The organism is Rhizobium sp. P2_G2 (assembly GCF_056403555.1).
Map to the genome: position 1 here is coordinate 1 of NZ_JBFUFF010000115.1, position 17,201 is coordinate 17,201.

Annotated in this window: 15 protein-coding genes; 4 read left to right on the plus strand and 11 right to left on the minus strand. The window is 57.3% G+C overall.

Annotated features, from left to right (window positions below):
- The first annotated feature begins 280 nt into the window (after window positions 1-280).
- The gene (locus tag AC1D06_RS36795; protein ID WP_477990608.1) at window positions 281-1,699 is read left to right on the plus strand and encodes a hypothetical protein; all 1,419 of its coding nucleotides are present in this window, start codon (window positions 281-283) and stop codon (window positions 1,697-1,699) included.
- Between the two features lie 266 nt (window positions 1,700-1,965).
- Window positions 1,966-3,291, plus strand: coding sequence for a hypothetical protein (locus tag AC1D06_RS36800; RefSeq protein ID WP_477990609.1), 1,326 nt, complete (start codon window positions 1,966-1,968; stop codon window positions 3,289-3,291).
- Window positions 3,292-4,211: 920 nt separating this feature from the next.
- On the opposite strand, the gene AC1D06_RS36805 is transcribed toward AC1D06_RS36800, so the two are convergent.
- A complete protein-coding gene (locus AC1D06_RS36805) occupies window positions 4,212-5,222 on the minus strand; it encodes a LacI family DNA-binding transcriptional regulator (protein ID WP_477990610.1) in 1,011 nt (336 codons plus the stop codon).
- A gap of 208 nt (window positions 5,223-5,430) precedes the next feature.
- Between AC1D06_RS36805 and AC1D06_RS36810 the strand changes: the two genes are divergently transcribed.
- Together AC1D06_RS36810 and AC1D06_RS36815 are read left to right on the plus strand one after the other, a co-directional pair.
- Window positions 5,431-6,396 (plus strand): C-terminal binding protein, encoded by a 966-nt coding sequence (locus tag AC1D06_RS36810; RefSeq protein WP_477990611.1) that lies wholly within the window; start codon window positions 5,431-5,433, stop codon window positions 6,394-6,396.
- A 35-nt stretch (window positions 6,397-6,431) separates the two neighbouring features.
- Window positions 6,432-7,436, plus strand: coding sequence for a phosphotransferase family protein (locus AC1D06_RS36815; RefSeq protein WP_477990612.1), 1,005 nt, complete (start codon window positions 6,432-6,434; stop codon window positions 7,434-7,436).
- 203 nt (window positions 7,437-7,639) lie between these two features.
- Here the strand turns inward: AC1D06_RS36815 and AC1D06_RS36820 are convergent, their stop codons facing one another.
- The 10 genes from AC1D06_RS36820 to AC1D06_RS36865 all read right to left on the minus strand — a co-directional run.
- On the minus strand, window positions 7,640-8,197 hold the full coding sequence (locus tag AC1D06_RS36820) for an NADPH-dependent FMN reductase (protein WP_477990613.1): 558 nt from the start codon (window positions 8,195-8,197) through the stop codon (window positions 7,640-7,642).
- 79 nt (window positions 8,198-8,276) lie between these two features.
- Complete coding sequence (locus AC1D06_RS36825) at window positions 8,277-9,386, minus strand: alcohol dehydrogenase catalytic domain-containing protein (RefSeq protein WP_477990614.1); 1,110 nt, start codon at window positions 9,384-9,386, stop codon at window positions 8,277-8,279.
- Window positions 9,387-9,521: 135 nt separating this feature from the next.
- Window positions 9,522-10,733 (minus strand): amino acid ABC transporter substrate-binding protein, encoded by a 1,212-nt coding sequence (locus AC1D06_RS36830; RefSeq protein WP_477990615.1) that lies wholly within the window; start codon window positions 10,731-10,733, stop codon window positions 9,522-9,524.
- Window positions 10,734-10,788: 55 nt separating this feature from the next.
- On the minus strand, window positions 10,789-11,322 hold the full coding sequence (locus tag AC1D06_RS36835; RefSeq protein WP_477990616.1) for a carboxymuconolactone decarboxylase family protein: 534 nt from the start codon (window positions 11,320-11,322) through the stop codon (window positions 10,789-10,791).
- Between the two features lie 14 nt (window positions 11,323-11,336).
- Window positions 11,337-12,338, minus strand: coding sequence for a VOC family protein (locus AC1D06_RS36840; RefSeq protein WP_477990617.1), 1,002 nt, complete (start codon window positions 12,336-12,338; stop codon window positions 11,337-11,339).
- A gap of 123 nt (window positions 12,339-12,461) precedes the next feature.
- Window positions 12,462-13,772, minus strand: a complete 1,311-nt coding sequence (gene eno / locus AC1D06_RS36845; RefSeq protein WP_477990618.1) for a phosphopyruvate hydratase — start codon at window positions 13,770-13,772, stop codon at window positions 12,462-12,464.
- A gap of 34 nt (window positions 13,773-13,806) precedes the next feature.
- Window positions 13,807-14,388 (minus strand): cupin domain-containing protein, encoded by a 582-nt coding sequence (locus AC1D06_RS36850; protein ID WP_477990619.1) that lies wholly within the window; start codon window positions 14,386-14,388, stop codon window positions 13,807-13,809.
- Window positions 14,378-15,085: an ABC transporter ATP-binding protein gene (locus AC1D06_RS36855; RefSeq protein WP_477990620.1), complete on the minus strand. Its 708-nt coding sequence runs from the start codon at window positions 15,083-15,085 to the stop codon at window positions 14,378-14,380. Before AC1D06_RS36855 ends, AC1D06_RS36850 begins: the two co-directional genes overlap by 11 nt.
- Complete coding sequence (locus tag AC1D06_RS36860) at window positions 15,075-16,835, minus strand: branched-chain amino acid ABC transporter ATP-binding protein/permease (RefSeq protein ID WP_477990621.1); 1,761 nt, start codon at window positions 16,833-16,835, stop codon at window positions 15,075-15,077. The genes AC1D06_RS36855 and AC1D06_RS36860 overlap by 11 nt, the downstream gene beginning before the upstream one ends.
- On the minus strand, window positions 16,832-17,201 hold a 370-nt coding region (locus tag AC1D06_RS36865), incomplete at its 5' end, for an ABC transporter permease subunit (protein WP_477990622.1). The genes AC1D06_RS36865 and AC1D06_RS36860, both read right to left, overlap by 4 nt.

The window sequence follows — 17,201 nt, forward strand, 5'->3', positions numbered from 1 at the left end:
CGGGTGGAGCGGGCTCACAAGCGCAGCGCGGAGCCACGGCCGTGTCGATTATGCTTGGCGGGGAGGGAGAGGCAGGGCCTCTTTCTCCCCCACCAAAGCGAGCATTGGGCATATCAGCCGGCAGGCCTCCAGCCGGAGACCATTCGCCTGACCGAGCTGGATAATCGGCCTCACAGGTTGCAGAGCATGGAATTTCTATTTACTTCGGAAAACTATAAGCTAGGCTGCGACGAACATATTGAAAGAATTCCGCGATCCAAATCATGAGTCGGAGAACGACATGAGCCTATTGCAAATAGGAGCGCTCAGTTTCATCTTTGCATCTCTTATGCCTGTGGGCCTGCGCGCCGCGCTCAGCTATGCTCGGACGCGAAGCCGCGATCATTTACGCAGCCTATTGGAATCATTACCTGAACTTGCATCAGTACCGACGGGCGAATATGTAGCACATAAATATGGACTGACCGGACGATCCGCAATTTCCCTATCTACCCGCATTCAAAATGTCGTCTTTGAATTCATCTCGATTTTGATCTTTATATCTCTCACAACAGCATTCCTCACCGTCGCCGTATATCTTTCACTGCACCCCGATATGTTTCTTCAATCAAATTTCTTCCTCGGGGCGCTCGGTGGAAGTAATTCTGATAACACAATTCAGCTATCAGCCGCCCGATTCTACGCGATCGCGTTCGCAACTTCATATCTTTACACGATTTATCGTCTCTCGGTGCACGCAAGAAATCTGGACCTTAGCCCGATACACTTCTCCAGCGGAAGCTTGGATCTTCTAGTCTCAGTGATTTGTTCTTACATAATATTTCCAGCGTTAATATTTACTACTGCCTGGCAATTTTCGTCCATTATTCTTGCAATTTTTTCAATTGCTGTCGGCCTTCATGGAGCAATAATTCCGCCGGTTATACGCCGCAGAGTAAAACGGCTAATTCAGGATAGTGAGCCTCACTGGGAAACACACGATAGAAACATGCCACTCCAAATGATTGATGGAATCGACTTCTACACCGCGAGTCTATTACATTCAAAGTATATTCGCTCAGTCGAGGCTCTCGCGGCCGCGAACCCCATCGTGATATTTGTCGAGACGACACTTGGTATTTATCAGGTGCTAGACCTAGTCGGGCAAGCGCAACTCGCCACGATCGTGCGCAAAGAGAAATTCCTTCAACTCCAAGAGATTGGTATTCGGACCGTGTTCGACTTACAGCGGGCAACCGAGCAGGCAACCGAGCACGCGACTGAGACAACAGAGGTCGTGAAACGCATTATTTTCGATGGGCAATATCGGAGCGTAATCGAGCCACACGACCGAAACCCCAGTCCCGCCGAAGGTTCCACTACAGACGCTCAAAATACCAGTCTGAAAACATTCGTTGATATCGCAACCTCTGACATAATTTTCAGTCGCCTAAAAGGTATATTGGAAAGCTTTTCAACTAGTATCGCCCCGAAAATGTTGAGTGCCGACTCGGAGTTGCCTTCGAGCCGCTTGAGCGCTTTGGAGGAGAGGATTGAGACCGCAGTGGTCGCAGCTCTTTCTCCTCCTACACTCTCTGAGTACAAAGGCTATATCCAAGTACGCAGAAGAGAAACTGAAGATAGGACTCGAGTAGCTTTCTATGTCCAATTCCGTGAGACATATCCAGAATTTGGTGCGATCGCGCGAATAGAAGTGTGAGGAAAGAAATCCCAATGGATAAATTTTGAGCTTCAATTGCGAGTTGGCTATTCGTCTTCAGCCGTACAAATTGTTCCAGCCTTAGTGCCCGCGAAGGGAAATTCAGATCGATTTGAGATTTATGCAGACCGCAGTGACAATGACGATGAATTCGAGATTTGGTTGCAGGTTTCTCAAAACAATCGCCTTGTCCAGGTTGTGCACCTAGACCACCACGCTTAGATTCATTGAGCCGTGCTCGACAGCCCCTAATCAGAGTTTCACAAATGCAAGCTGCAGCCGTACATATTGAGGGTCGATTTGACACAAATTATCATCTAACGTTTAGATCGCTTGATCGTGGTGTTTTGGATATAAAATCGCCAGCAAGTGTCGATGAGATCTCAAACTTCCGGCGGAAATACTTTAAAAAGATTAGAGAAATACGTCACCAGCTCGGCTCAGCAGCTTGCCAATGTAGTATAGAGCAGGCTCAGCAGTTCATTCAGTCAATCATAAATCTGGGTGCGGACTATTTATTTTTGATCGCTGGTGGCGATGTGGTTCCTTTATCAAACCTGTTTGTGGATCAACTTGGGAACGCGCTGTTGATCGACCCAGGCCGTACTTCGCCGCCACTTGTCGAAATTCATGCTCCTCGAATGTTTCTCCCACTTGAAGTACTCCCGCTCCTTAGCTTTTCTGATCCGAAATTTTCGGCCGCCCCGACACCAAGCGAGTTAAAAAACGCTGCGCGCGCAATCTTGGGTATGACAGCGATTATTCGCAGAATACCTGAGTTTCCGAAAAATCTATATCAATCCAGAACCTTAAATTCGACGCCTCTTCTGCCAATCAAACTATTTCAGCATAGCGATCTCAGCATACCCGATGATGAGCGCGCATATTTTGCAGAGAACGCGAACAAAATTCGACTCGACGGGCCTTGGCCATTTAATAACAATAAAGTTTCATTGTGGCGGCAAGTGATTGGGTCACTTACTCCCCTTAAAAGAAAACGCGCAAACAAGACCTTCAATGAGACACCCGATATTTCATCGGAAGACATTGCCAAGAAGCTAGCTAGCTATTTGATGGTTCCTGACAGGAGCTTTGACGGACGGAAACAATCTCACCCGGATCAAATACAACACTTCAGCTGCCATTGCGCGCATGTAGATGGCGAACATATCGTTTCCCTAAAGGGACTTAATGGAGCCGAATATCATATATCGATGGGAGATTTGCAGTCCTGCCTGGTACGATTTCATGGCGATGAGCTATCAAATAATTCACGCGCGCTTCCGTTAATTTTCATGAACGCTTGTAGTAGCAATGTTACTTCTCCGGATGACATTACAAGCTATGAAACGCTGTTTTCTATTACGCGACATTTGGGTTTGATCGCGACACAAACCCCTATGCCAAATCAATTTGCAGCTACATTCTCGAAAATATTCTATGACTCTCTGCTGTCCGGCAGAACTGTCGGGGAGTCTTTACACGACGCAAAATGGGAATTGCTTGATAGATGCCACAACCCGCTGGGGCTTCTATACAATTTATACGGAGATCCAGATCTGTCTGTTTCACATCCGTTTCCGATGAAATAGAAATTTGGCGTTCTACTGTCCTGTATAAATTATCGGGATGAATGTGCCCCATATGAGCGCGAGTAGGCTGACAAAAAACGCGTTTCCCCCTAAATCCAATGGCCCGGATGGAGGTCTTATCGCAGCGACCCAGAGCGCGAAGGATGCCAGTGAAATCGCAACCGCCTTGTACTGTGGCTTACGATTCGCGTCTTGTGTGGCGCGCCACCGAAGGATGCCTGCAAATACCAAACAGACAGTGGCTAGGAACCACAGTGCATCCACTCGACCTGGGGGAATTAGCGCTTGTCCTGCTCCATAAAGACCTAAAGCTTCCGCGGGTATTAATTTGGCAAGTCGAGAAGCCCACGCGTCACTTTGTGGCTGATCTTGCGGATGATCGCCTCTGTCCGTTTTTCGTTCAATGGTGCGATCTTGCTTTCTCGGCGGCGCTATGATGCGAAGGCTCATGACATCAAAATCTCCGGTTGCTGCTAATTTATACACGTGGAATGGAATAATGCCAGACTTTTCGATCTGTCGTTGGTTGTGCGAGAGGATGGGCGTGGAAATCCTTGAGAGGCCGCCGCTGCTGGTCCAAGTGTATATTACTGTCTCTGCGTTTGTGAATGTTGAATCGGCCGCGTTATTGGCAAAGCAAACTTCGCCATCTTATAAATAGTTATAATATCTCCAGCGATATCTTTCTCATCTCCCTTGATACCACACACCTTGTAAACAAGTTGATGGCGTAATTTGACATGTTACCTCAGCATTATTTCACAACCATGACGAGAGACGATATTTCTTCGCCAAGGAAAGGCTTTATTATTCCCTGGCTGTCGCGCATCACGTGAGCTTCCGCCGTAGCAAAAGCGTCAAAGGGCGGCATCTCACGATCGACTGACTTGCCGTCGGCTTACGGAACAGTGGCTGAGCCATCAGGCAGAAGGAGGAGCCGCAGCGCTGTTCCGGACGAGCAGGTCGGGTGGGGAGATGGAGCTATAGGGCGCGCTGATCTGCCCCTTGTTCTGCAGCTGGTGCAGGAACCATAGGCCGCAGGCCGTCGCCAATTCCGAGACAGGCAACCGGACCGTCGTCAGGCCAGGTCCCCACCAGCGATAGCCAAGTTCATCACCAAAACCTACGACCGAGAGCTGCGAGGGCACCTGTACGCCCAGTCGATAGAGTTCGTCTATGGCGCCAAGCGTATTCGGCACCGCCCCAATGACGAGCGCCGTCGGCGGCCTTGGTCTCTCGAGCAGTCGACGTACCGCCTCACGACCGAATTCCATTGACGAGGGTGGACCCAGTTCTTCCGTCCGGTCGACCTCTTCTTTGACGGCTGCAATTGCGTCGCGGAATCCCTGGATTCGCGCCATGCCGGTTGGAAGATCGCCTGTGCCGCCGATATAGGCTATGCGCCTGTGACCGAGTTCGAGAACGTGTCTTGTCGCCTCCAATATTGCCTTGGAATCGTCAATCCCGAACCATTGCTCTCCGAGCGAAGCGTGCTTGCGCAGCAGCTGAATGTGCGGCGTCATCTTCAGGAGCCGCGCCGCCTCCGGGAGTGGCTTCGCGCTCGGGACGAGAATGATGCCCGCCACGTTAACACTTGTCAGCTCACGGATATGTTGCAGTTCAAGCACCTTGTCGTCGTCGGTCTCGCACAATGTCAGCTGGTAGTTTGCGGATATCAGACAGCGAGAGAGTGCGTGCGCGATGGTCGAGTAGAAGCTGTTGCGGATATCCGGAACGATCAGACCCACGAGATTGCTCGACACTCCGCGCATCATTCGTGCCGCGCGATTTGCGACATAGCCCGCCTCGTCGGCCGCGTGCTGTACCTTCAGCTTCATCTCGTCGCTAATTCGCCTGTCGCCGGCGAGTGCACGCCCGACTGTCGAGGGCGACACGTTCAGCACTGACGCCAGATCCTTTATCGTAACCATACTCACACCTATATAGACTCAACGGCAAACGATAGCACAATACGGTGGCACTTCAACGGTCTCCGCCCGCAGAAGTTACGATCCATTAATGCATCAAGACCATTCGTTTTCATCCCCGGGCGAAGGTTAGTCAGATACTTGACCGAGTGCGCCCATTGCGCTAACGTTAGCACAATTGTCGCTGATATCGAAGACGACGGGGGAGGAAATGACGCAAACCGTATTGCTCACCGATTATGCCTGGCCGGACGACCGCATAGAGCGGGCGGTGATCGAGGGGGCTGGCTATCGTCTCATAAGCGGGCCGGCCAATCCCGCGCCCGCCGAACATATCGAGGCGCTTGCAAAAGAGCATCAACCCTCGGGCATATTGACATGCTGGGCGCAAGTTTCAACAGCCACCATCGAGGCGGTATCGGCTCTCAAGATTGTTGCCCGCCTGGGCGTCGGGCTCGACAATATTGCGGTCGATGCCGCCACGGCACGCGGCATCTGGGTCACCAACGTCCCGGACTATTGCGTGGCCGAGGTCTCCGATCATGCCGTTGGCTTTGCCCTGTGCTGGACGCGTGGCCTTATCCATTTCGATCGTGAGGTGCGTAACGGGCACTGGGATCCGGCAAGCGCACGCTTGCGCCGCATGTCTGAGCTGACCTGCGGTATTATTGGCTACGGTCGTATCGGACGAGCAACGGCGACCAAGATGGCTGCCTTGGGCTGCACGGTGGTCGTCCATGATCCCCATGCATCGGCGGATGGGTCTCCGCGCATCCGCATGGTATCTATGGATGAGCTGCTAGCCGGCAGCGATATCCTCGTGGTGCATGCGCCGCTCACCCCCGACACACAGCACCTCATCAGCCGAAAGGCCCTTTCCAGAGTTCGCCGGGGTAGCCTTCTCATTAATGTCAGCAGGGGCGCAGTGGTCGACACGCAGGCAGTGATTGAGGCACTGGAGAGCGGCCAACTCGGCGGCGTGGGACTCGACGTCCTCGAATCCGAGCCGGAAGTGCCCCCGCAGCTCCTCGCTCATCCTGGAGCCATGATCACGCCTCATGTTGCCTTTTCCTCCGACGCATCTTTGATCGAGCTGCGCCGTCGCGCCGCCGAGGAGGTTGTCCGCGTACTCTCTGGCGGTGCTCCAGAGCAGCCTCGGAATCGGCCGGCGCTCTAGCCGCGGTCCAACTGCCAAGATCTATGGAGGATCTTTTGACCGACGCGTCGCTATTTGACGACTTCCTGTTAAAAAACCGGCTGCGTTCAGCAGCCGAAGAGGCCGACTACCGACCGCTGACCGGCGGGGTATCCTCCGATATCTATCGGGTCGACCTTCCCGGGCGCACGCTTTGCGTCAAGCGCGCCTTGCCGAAGTTGAAGGTAGCCGCCGACTGGCAGGCACCGGTTTCGCGCAGTTCCTTCGAATGGGGGTGGATCAGCTTCGTCGCAAAACGTTTCCCGAGCTACGCTCCCATGCCCCTGGCGCACGATCCGCTGTCGGGGCTCTTCGCAATGGCCTTCCTCTCCGCCGACGACCATCCCCTTTGGAAAGCGCAACTCCTCAACGGGCAAGTCGATGTCGCCACAGCGGCCGCCGTCGGCCGCGCAACAGCCCGAATACACGCCGCAAGCACGTTGGAGCCGGCTCTCCCTGCCCTTTTCGACTCCGGCGACAACTTCCATGCGCTTCGGCTGGAGCCGTATTTGCTTGCCACGGCCCAGGTGCATCCGGAGGTCGGGCAGCAGTTGCGTCGATTGGCGGAGCGGACGGCGGCAACGAGGCTTGCGCTTGTGCATGGCGACGTCAGTCMAAAGAACATTCTCGTCGGCGCCGACGGACCGGTTTTTCTCGATGCCGAGTGCGCCTGGTTCGGCGATCCAGCCTTTGATCTCGCCTTCTGCCTCAACCATCTGCTCCTCAAGCGCTTGGCAGTGCCCCAGAAGGCTTCTGAACTGCGCGCCGCCTTCGACGCCCTCAGTTCTGCTTATCTGCAAAAAGTCACGTGGGAGCCAAGAAGCGCGATCGAGGCACGCGCGGCCGCTCTCTTGCCTGGCCTCTTCCTGGCAAGGATCGATGGGAAATCGCCGGTCGAGTATGTGACCCGCGACGACCAGCGAGAGTCCGTTCGCGCCTGCGCCGTCCCCTTGATCCGAAATCCTGCCCTGACACTGACGGAAGTGGCGAACGCTTGGTTCAATGCGAGCCCCCCCGACTGAACGATAGAACCGGTGCCGGTGATGCGGCATCCGAGATGCCACCCGAAGGTCGCTTCGCGTCGAGTTCTAAAGAGTGTGGAAGGCTGCAAGAAAAGCGCGAAGAGGCGACACGCCCCTGTCGCGCCTTTTGGATTTCCGATGTTTGAAGAAAACGAGAATCGGGGCTCATGCCACCGAATCGGTGCCGCCATTGCGGCGCCCGCTCAGGCCAGCTTCTCGATCCAGGCCCCGAACGCGTTCAGAAAGCTCCCGAGGAACGTTTTGGTCCCGTCGTTGGAAAGAGAACCAGCCTCGTCGATCAGTTTGTCGGCACCGCTGAGATAAACCTCGGGCTGGGGGAGCACGGCGACATTGACGTTGACCAAGACCTGACGGAGGTGGAGCGCTGCGGCAGACCCGCCCAGCAGGCCCGGTGAAGCGCCCGTAACGGCGCCTGGCTTGTTTTCCCACACGCTTTTCCCGTACGGTCTCGATCCCACCTCCAGCGCGTTCTTGAGGGCGGCGGGCAGTGAACGGTTGTACTCCGGCGTCACGAAAAGTACTGCATCGGAGCGGCCTACCCTGTCGCGAAAGGCCGCCCAAGTCGACGGTGGCGTCTCGGTGTCGAGATCCTGATTGTAGAGGGGCAGATCGCCGATGGGAAGTATGTCAAGCTGGAGCCCCGCCGGCGCGATTGCCTGCAGCACTTTCGCGAGCCGCAAATTGATAGATGCCTTGCGTAAGCTTCCAACGAGAACGACGATATCTCTCTCTGTGGGCATTGTCTGTTCCTTATTTGCCGGTCATTAAAAGACCTGAGGCCGGAACCGGCGCGCCGCCCTCGATTTCAATTGACCCTCGCTAGGACGCGGCCGGCGGCTCGACGACGTAGTTGCTGAACCCCCCGTCGCGATCGGTCAGGCCGGAAATTGCCTCGTTGACCCTTTCGAGCGGGAAGATCTTGTGTTCGAGATAGGAGAGGTCGAGAGCTCCCGCGCGGACCATCTCAGCCATCTCCTGGCCCTGCGCAGCCGTGAACCAGTTCGATCCGATCAGTTGGACCTGCTCGTCCATAAGCCATTTCACGTCGATCGGCAGGTCTTCGGCCACGCCGCCAACGTTGACGACCCGGCCGCCCCGGCGCACGCCCTTCATGGAGTCCACCATGGTCGCGGCAGGTGCCCTGGCACCCAGCGCGCTGATGACAAAATCGACGCCCTCGCCACCGGTCAAAGACTTCGCCCACTCGCCAGAGGATTTTTCTCCAAGTGACATGATTTCGATGCGATCAGGCGCAAGTGCTTTGACGCGCTGCAGCAGTTCCTCGTTTCGACCTGTTCCGAGAATTCGGGAGACACCCATCGCGAGGCCGAGCACAGTGGAAGCGACACCGAGCGTGCCGGTAATGCCATCGATGAGCGCAACCTGCCCCGGTCCGGCATTGGCGTTTTTCAATGCACCATAGGATGTGCCCAGATAGCCAAAGCGGCCGGCCTGCTGGAAAGTCAAATTGTCCGGCAGGTTGACCAGCGCGTATTCGGGCGCCGTCATATATTGGCTGAAGCCCCCGTAGGGGTAGAGATCGAAGATGCGCTGACCATCCCGGCTGGTGCTGAAATAACCGTTCAGCGTAAAATATCTGCAGTGGCTGCGGCTTCCGGATCGACAGGCCTTGCACGAACCGCAGGAGCGCAACGGGCTGACGTAGACCCGGTCACCGGGTTTGACGTTGATGACGGCCTCACCCACTTCCGCCACCACGCCTGCCGGGTCGAGCCCGAATATGGCGGGGAACTTGGGTATCGGTTGGTGTGGGAACCAGCTCGGCCAGTTGTTGATGACATTGGCCATGTTCGGCACGATGCCGCAGGCCTTGACTTCCACCAGGACGTCGGTCGGCCTTGGCTTGGGAACTGGAATTTCATCCAACGACATGGGCTGGTGGAGGGCATGCAGCCGGGCGGCGATCATTGTCTTTTCCATGATATTTCACTCCGGTTGGGGCACCACGCGACGCTTCCGTCGCCCCGCCCCGTCTTGATCTTCTTTCTGATATCAGTTGGTTTCGAACGGCCAGGCCATGCACGGACAGCCGGATACCGCGCCTTAGGGAACAATAAACGGCGCCCCTGAAGGCCGAAGGTCGGCCGGCCATACCGTTACCCACTGATGATCCTGAACCTGCTTCAATTTCGTGGACGCCTTCCCGGCGTTGAACTTGCCTTGAAAGTCGCGCGGTCCGAGCACGGTTTGAACCGTATTCGCCCGAAGCCATTCGGCCATCGCCGCATCGTCAAGCTTGCCGGCGCCCGCAGCGGCTGCGGACAGAATTTGCCAAGCCGCATACTCAGCCGCCGCCTGATATTCTGCATGGGCATAGGGAAAGCCGGCGGTCTTGGCGCGGTCGTTGTAGGCAGCGACAAAGCCTGCCGCCCCGGCATTGGCAAGGAAAGGTTCGTGCTCCTCGAACCAAGTCAATGTCGTCAGCCCCTCGGAGTGCGGGTGAGCGGCGGTGGGTCCGGGCGCCGGGAACAGATAGAAGTGTCGCTTCGGCTTGTATTCGATGCGAGCCATCGCATCCAGCAGCTGCACCGCTTCCATGCCGACAGCCCCAGACCAGAGGATATCCGGGTCCGCAGCCTTGATCCGGTTGGCAATTGCGCCGAAGTCTTTGGTGCCGAACTCGTATTCCAGCGAGAGCACTTTCTCCAGGCCTCGTTCGGCTGCTACCTCCTGCCCGCCCTTGGCGATTGTCAACGCCGAGGGGAACTTGCTGGTGACGAACGCAATCGTCTTGGGTGGAGCAGAAGTGCTGGCATAGGCATCGAGCAGAACCTCCGTGTCGGTCCTCTGCGGCTCGACGCCAATCGGCAGGGCCGGAAACTGCATGTCATAGGGAGCGAGGCTTGGGTCGCCCAGACTGCTTTGGACGAGCAGCTTGCTGTAACGCTGCGCCACACCCATTGCGGCAATGATCGACGAGGTGCCGTAAGGGCCCATCAACAGATCGACATTGTCGGCAGTCACCAGGCGCTCGTAGAGCGTGCGCGCGTTCGCGGGCTGCGATTGATCGTCCAGCAGGACATACTCCAGTTTTCTCCCAAGGATGCCGCCGCGGGCGTTCACCTGGTCCACGAACACTTCGGCGGCCAACTTGTGGATCGCGCCAACGCCCGCGAGCGGCCCGGTCAGTGGCAGGGTGCCGCCAACGCGAATCGGAGCGTCTTGTGCCCATGCCGGCATTCGGCCCGACAAGGCGAAAAGTGTCGCGGACGCAAGCAGCGTCCTCCGGCTCAACGCAAAACTGTTCTCAGTCATCTGTTCCTCCCTTTGTACAGACAGTGATCGCAAGGTCCGCCGATCGCGCGATGGATCAGTGGTAGCCTTCCTCCAGATCGATTTTCAGCGCACCCATGATCCGAACGCCCGAATTGTACCAAGCGACGTTCATGGCGAGCTCGACCATCTCCTTTTCGGACAGCAAGGCCGCCGCCCGATCCCAGATGCGCTGGTCGACGTCGACGTTCAGCGTCGAGTCCTTCGCAAAGGCCATGACTGCACGCTCTTCGTCGTTGAAGAGATCGGAAGTCTCAAAAACGGGTATGGCAGCGAACTGCGCCTCGCTGATCCCGGCCTTCAACCCGTGCGAGTGATGATGGGCGATCTCGTATTCCGACTTCGTGCAATGGCCAACGGTCAGGATGGCCAGTTCCCGGAGCTTCGGGCTGAGCCCTGATGCGCGGATCGAATTGGCATAAGTCAGAAACGCATCCAGGATGGAGGGCGCGTTGGCGAGCGCCAGAAAGAGATTTGCAGTGGGCACCTTTCTCTCCCGCTGCAGGCGTTCGGACAGTGCCGGGTTGTCGTTCTTGATTTCGGACGTGGGAATGTAGCGGACACGCGCCATGGATCTTCCTCTGGTTATCTGGACAAAAGTGCCTGGACATATTTCTCGAGCGTCATCGGGTCTGGCAGGACTGCGGGTTCTCGAAGGGGAACGCCTGCAAAGTCGCTGGCCTCGAAGTACCACTTCGCCGGCGCCGGCAGCCCCCAATGAACGTTTGTGCTGAGCGAAGCAGCTTCCCAGCGGATCGGCTCGAGTTCGATGTCGATAGTCGTGTAGTGATTGTTGAAGAATTCTACCCGGTGGCCGTCGGGGTCGCGCAGGTAGACGAACAATACTCCCGAAGGCCCATGCCGGCCTGGACCACGCTCGACGCTCGCTGCATAGCCGTGCCGGCTGGCAAAATCACAGGCAGCAATGATGTCGCTGCTCTCAGGCACGATGAAAGCGAAATGATGCAGACGAGGCCCTGCGCCCGGAACCAGCGCGAGATCGAGGCACACGCCCTTACGATACATGAAATTCGCAAGCAGCGTGTCGCCGGCGGCGATATACTCCGAGGTGCGGAAACCGAGATCCGCATAGAACCCGCTGAGCGCCAAGGGATCGGGGACAATGAGCTGGCAGTGATCGAGACCCTGTGCGCGGGCACCGCGGTGTTTGTGCACCTCAAGGAACAATCGGGGGCAAACATCCATCCTCGCGCATAACTCGATGCGCGTCCCATCCGGATCGCTGACGAGCAGCGTGCGCCCCTGATGGGGAACCTCGATCCATTCGGCTGGAAGTCCCCTTGCCTGGAAGAAAGCTGCTGCAGCCTCAAGATCCTCCTCCAGGAAGACACGGTATCCGATGCGCTTGCAGGCAGGCTTGCCGTCGGCCGGGGCAAGCACAAGGCTGTGGTGACATGCCTCCGCAAGGCCCCGGAGATAAGACACGCCATCCTCGAAACTGCTTTCCACCAGCCCCGCGACATTGATATAGAATTCCCGGCTTCTTTCGACATCCTCCACGTCGAGCACGACATGGCTGAAGCGGGTAATGTTGAACGGAGGTTTCAGATCGACTTCTGGAAGCATGTCGTTTCCTTTGCTAACGTTAGCATCAGGCGGATGACTCTGACTGTCAAGTTATTTCCACTGCTTTGATAGTTCCATCGCGGCATAATTCCGGCACGTTTGGGCTAACGTTTGCGCATCAAACTATGCCACGGACCTCTTTATGGTTTCGGGTGTCGGTCCGAGTCCAGACCACCCCGCAAATTCGGCCACCCCATGAAGGGACTCCTCGATGCGCAAAACCTCGTTCCACTTTGCCATGCGTTCGGATCGCGAAAACGAACCCACCTTGAGCTGTCCAGCGTCCCAACCAACTGCCAAATGTGCGATTGTCACATCCTCGGTTTCGCCGGAGCGTGCTGACACGATGGTGCCGAATCCTGCCCGCCTGCCGGTCTCAAACGCGTCATAAGTTTCGGTGATCGTACCTGCCTGGTTGGGTTTGATCAGTACTGCATTGGCACTTCTGCCCTGCGCGGCTGCCGCCACACGGCGAGCGCTGGTAACAAGGAAATCGTCGCCGATGATCTGGCATCGCTCGCCGAACCGCTCCGTAAATGCGCGAAAGCCCTCCTCGTCATCCTCCGCCAGGGGGTCCTCGATCGAAACGATGGGATAGGCCTCCAGCCAACGGCCGAGCATGTCGATCATCTGACCTGTGTCGAGGCTGCGATCCTCCAGTGCAAGCGCATATCGGCCATTTTTGCCGAATTCAGACGCGGCAATATCGAGCGAGATGACCACTTGGCTGCCAGGCTTCAGGCCAGCGCCTTCAATCGCTCGCACGAGCGTGTCCAGGGCTTCCTCATTGTTGGCGAAGGCCGGCCAATATCCGCCCTCGTCGGCCACGCCCTGCAACTTGCCGGCCTTCTTCATCAGATTTCCGGCGGCATGATAGACCTCCGCCGTCCATTCCAGCGCCTCCGAAAAACTGCTCGCCGAAGGGCACATGATCATAAAGTCCTGCACATCCACCCGTCGCGCGGCATGTGCGCCTCCCCCGAAAATCTGGATTTCCGGAAGCGGAATGCGAACCTTGCCTGCACCGGCGAGATATTTCCAAAGAGGTTCGCCATTGGCGGCGGCGGCGGCGTGCAGTACGGCCATTGACGTGGCGACCGATGCGTTGCCACCCAGCCGGCTGCGGTTGGGGGTTCCGTCAAGTGCGATCAGAGCGTGGTCGATTTCCGCCTGATCCTGGGCATCCTTTCCCTTGAGATGTTCGGCAATCTCGCCATTCACAGCGCTGAGGGCGCGACTGATGCCCATGCCCAAGAGGGTTGTTCCGCCGTCGCGCAGGTCGAGCGCCTCGCCGCTGCCTGTGGAAGCTCCTGCAGGAGCGATCGCCCTTCCGAGTGAACCGCAAGCAAGCCTGACCTCGACTTCGACTGTCGGTCGACCGCGTGAGTCCCAGACGCGGCGCCCTTGAATTTTTTGGATGGTTGTGTCGCTCATATCCTGTACATCCGGTTTGGAGAGAAGTTGTCGGTCACGCTACGGCCTCGTTGCTGGCTGCAACGCCGACCAAGACCACGGCGAACGTCGCCGGCCGGTCGCTTTTGTTGCGCCAGGCATGCCGGGTCGCGTTCTGGACGAAAGTATCGAACGGCTTAAGACACGTTTCGATGCCGTCTTCGAGCTCGAGCCAGATTTCGCCATCGAGGACGATCCCGTAGTCAATCGTGGGGGTCGTGTGTTTGCCATCCGGCTCGAAGCGCTCGGCGAGTCCAGGGCTCACCTTGAGGTTTTCCGCTGCGGCGGCTTGAGGATCGAAATCGGGAGACTGGAATACCGTGTCGGGCGGGAAGGTCAGCACCAACATTCGCGTTCCGCCTGGTGAAGGTACAAAGCTCGTTACTGCCGGCGTCGGGTCCTTGCCGTCAACGGGAAGCGAACTTTCGGCCGTGGTCGCCCAGATCATGCGCGAGACGAGACCCGGAATGGTGCTGAAGACGTCGGTACGAGGCGGAGGAGCGTCGAGCGCGATTACCGCGCGTCCCGAAGCATCAGTGCCTGTGACGACGCGACGCATTTGCGCCGCCACCCGGAGGTCCTGGTTGTCAGATGCCAAGATAGGCCTCCCTGATGCGTGGATCGCTGATGAGGATGTCGGGTTTGCCGGAGGCGACGACGCGGCCCTGTTCGATGACATAGGCGTGGTGTGCGATTTCGAGCGCCTTGTTGACATTCTGCTCGACCAGCAGGACGGAGACGCCGCGCTTGTTGATCATGCCGATGATGCCGAACATTTCCTCGACAATCACCGGCGAAAGGCCGAGCGACGGCTCGTCCATCAGAAGCACTCGAGGCTTCGCCATCAGCCCGCGCGCGATGGCCACCATTTGCTGCTGGCCGCCGGAGAGTGAGCCGGAAATCTGATCCTGCCGATCTTTGAGGATCGGAAACAGCGAGAAGACCTCTTCGAGCCCTTGACTGCGTTCGGCACGGGCCGCTCTTCGGTAACCGCCCAAAAGCAGATTGTCGATTACGCTCATTTGCGTAAACAGCCGCCGTCCCTCCGGCACCACGGCGATGCCATAGTCGCRGACGCGATGACCGGGAACGCGCGAAACATCTGTGCCGTCGATCAGGATGCCCCCTTTGCGGGGACGCAGAATCCCGGCAATGGCGTTCACAAGCGTACTTTTGCCGGCGCCATTCGGTCCTACCACAGAAACGATTTGGTTCGAGCCGATCTCGATCGAGGCGTCCCAGAGCGCCGTCGCATCGCCGTAACCGACTTCAATATCCTTGACTTCAAGCAACATGTCCCGCTCCCAGATAAACGCCGATAACTTCGGGGTTACGCATGGTTTCGGCAGGATTGCCGAGTGCGAGCAGTTTGCCCTGATCCAGGACCGCAACCCGATCGGCCAAGGCGACAACTGCTCGCATCAGATGCTCGATGAAGACGACGGTCGTGCCGGCCTGCCTGATCCTTTTGATCATCTCCACAGCGTGATCAACTTCCGTCGGATTGAGGCCGCACAATACCTCGTCGAGCAACAGCAGGCGTGGCCGCGCCGCAAGCGCCCGCGCAAACTCGACGAATTTTCGATCGTGAAGGTTCAGCGCCTCGGGCAAAAGGTTGGCTTTCGCGGTCAGTCCCGTGAATGCCAAGCACTTGCGCGATATCAGTTCTGCGTGCCCGGCAGACGAATCCGGCGTATTTCCGAATTCGGCGCAGAGCTGTACATTTTGAAGGACAGTAAGATTGTTGAACAGTCTCGGAATCTGGTAAGTCCTGGCAATGCCCATCTCCGCGATCCGGTGGGGCGAAAGGCCATCGACCGATTCTTCATTCAGCATGATGGAGCCGCCACTCAAGGGGTAATGGCCGCTGATCATGTTGATGAGTGTGGACTTGCCCGATCCATTCGGCCCGACGAGCGCCAGGATCTCACCTTCCTTCACATCTAGCGTGACCCCATTGAGTGCCCGTATGCCGCCAAAGGACTTCGACACGTCCTTGCATTCCAGGAGAATCCGCTCCGGCTGGCCGTTTGGCTTCCCTGGGAGCGCCATCACTTTGCCGAGGTCTGCTGCGTTGACGTCGACACCATCCTGCCGTTTTGCATTGCGCTCCTTCAGCTTGCGAAGCAGCCCGGGAACAATTCCCGACGGCAATGTTAGAATCACGACGATCAGGGCGAAAGCCACGCCTGCACGGCCAAGTTCCGCATGTGATCCGCTGACGACGGCGCTCTGAAGAACGGTGATGATAACAGCGCCGACCGCCGGCCCCGCCCAGTGGCGCGCCCCACCGAGGATGCTCATCAGAACAACATAAAGGGGGACCGTGATGGCAAAGGTCTCACCGACAGTCACATAGCCGACATAGACGGCATGGATACCGCCCATCATGCCCGCGAGCGCCGAAGAGATTGTGAAGGAGATGAGCTTGTAGCGAAAGGTTGGCACGCCCTTCACCTCCGCAACGTCCTCGTCATCGTGAATCGCCAGAAGTCCCTGGCCGAAACGGCTTCGGAAGATGATGCGGGACACTCCTAGGGACGTTCCAGCCGCCGCAAGACCAAGAAGATAAAGAGAACCTGACGTCGTCGTCCCGATCATCGGGATTGCAACACCGCTCAGGAAGACGCCGGTCCCGGAATCGATCGCCGTGTTCGAGATAATGGCGGCAACCACGAAGGTCACGGAAAGCGTCAGGAGTGCAAAAAACTCCCCCCGAAGCGATCGGGAGCGGAACACCACCAACCCGACCAGGAGCGCAAGCGTCGCAGCAACCAAAGCTGCCGCGGGCAGCGTCAACAGAAAAGGTACGTTGTACCAACTGGCCAGCGTGGCAGTCGTGTAGACGCCAGCACCGAAGAACGCCGCATGCCCGAAACTCCAGTAACCGGTGTAGCCGCTCAGGATTCCCCAGCTCGTCGCCAGCGTCATCCAGAAGAAGACGATGTAAAGATAGGAAAGATAATAGTCGGCCACACCGAGATAAGGCAAGGCGGCAAGCGCGACCAGCGGAAGGACCACCGTGACGGAAGACTTCTTGATCATAGGGCGGGCCTCCGCAAGAGGATGACGATGAGGATGCTGAAGGCGACCAGTGGGGCCCAGGCAGGGTTCATCACCGCCATCGTCATCGACTCGGCCAATCCGACAAGGACGCCGGCACCAATCGCACCGATGGGATTGCCAAGCCCTCCGATGATCGCGACCGCGAAGACGACGCCGATCCATGCCTCGATCTGCGATGGCGCGAGAGTGAAAATCAACGCGATGAAGACGCCGGCGACGCCGGCCGAGGCCGAACAAAGGCCTGCGAGAACGTAGGCGACACGCGTCGAATTGACGCCGAAGGCCGAGGCGATCGGCGCATCATGGGCCGCGGCGCGCAGAGCCTTGCCTAGCATGGTCTTGTTG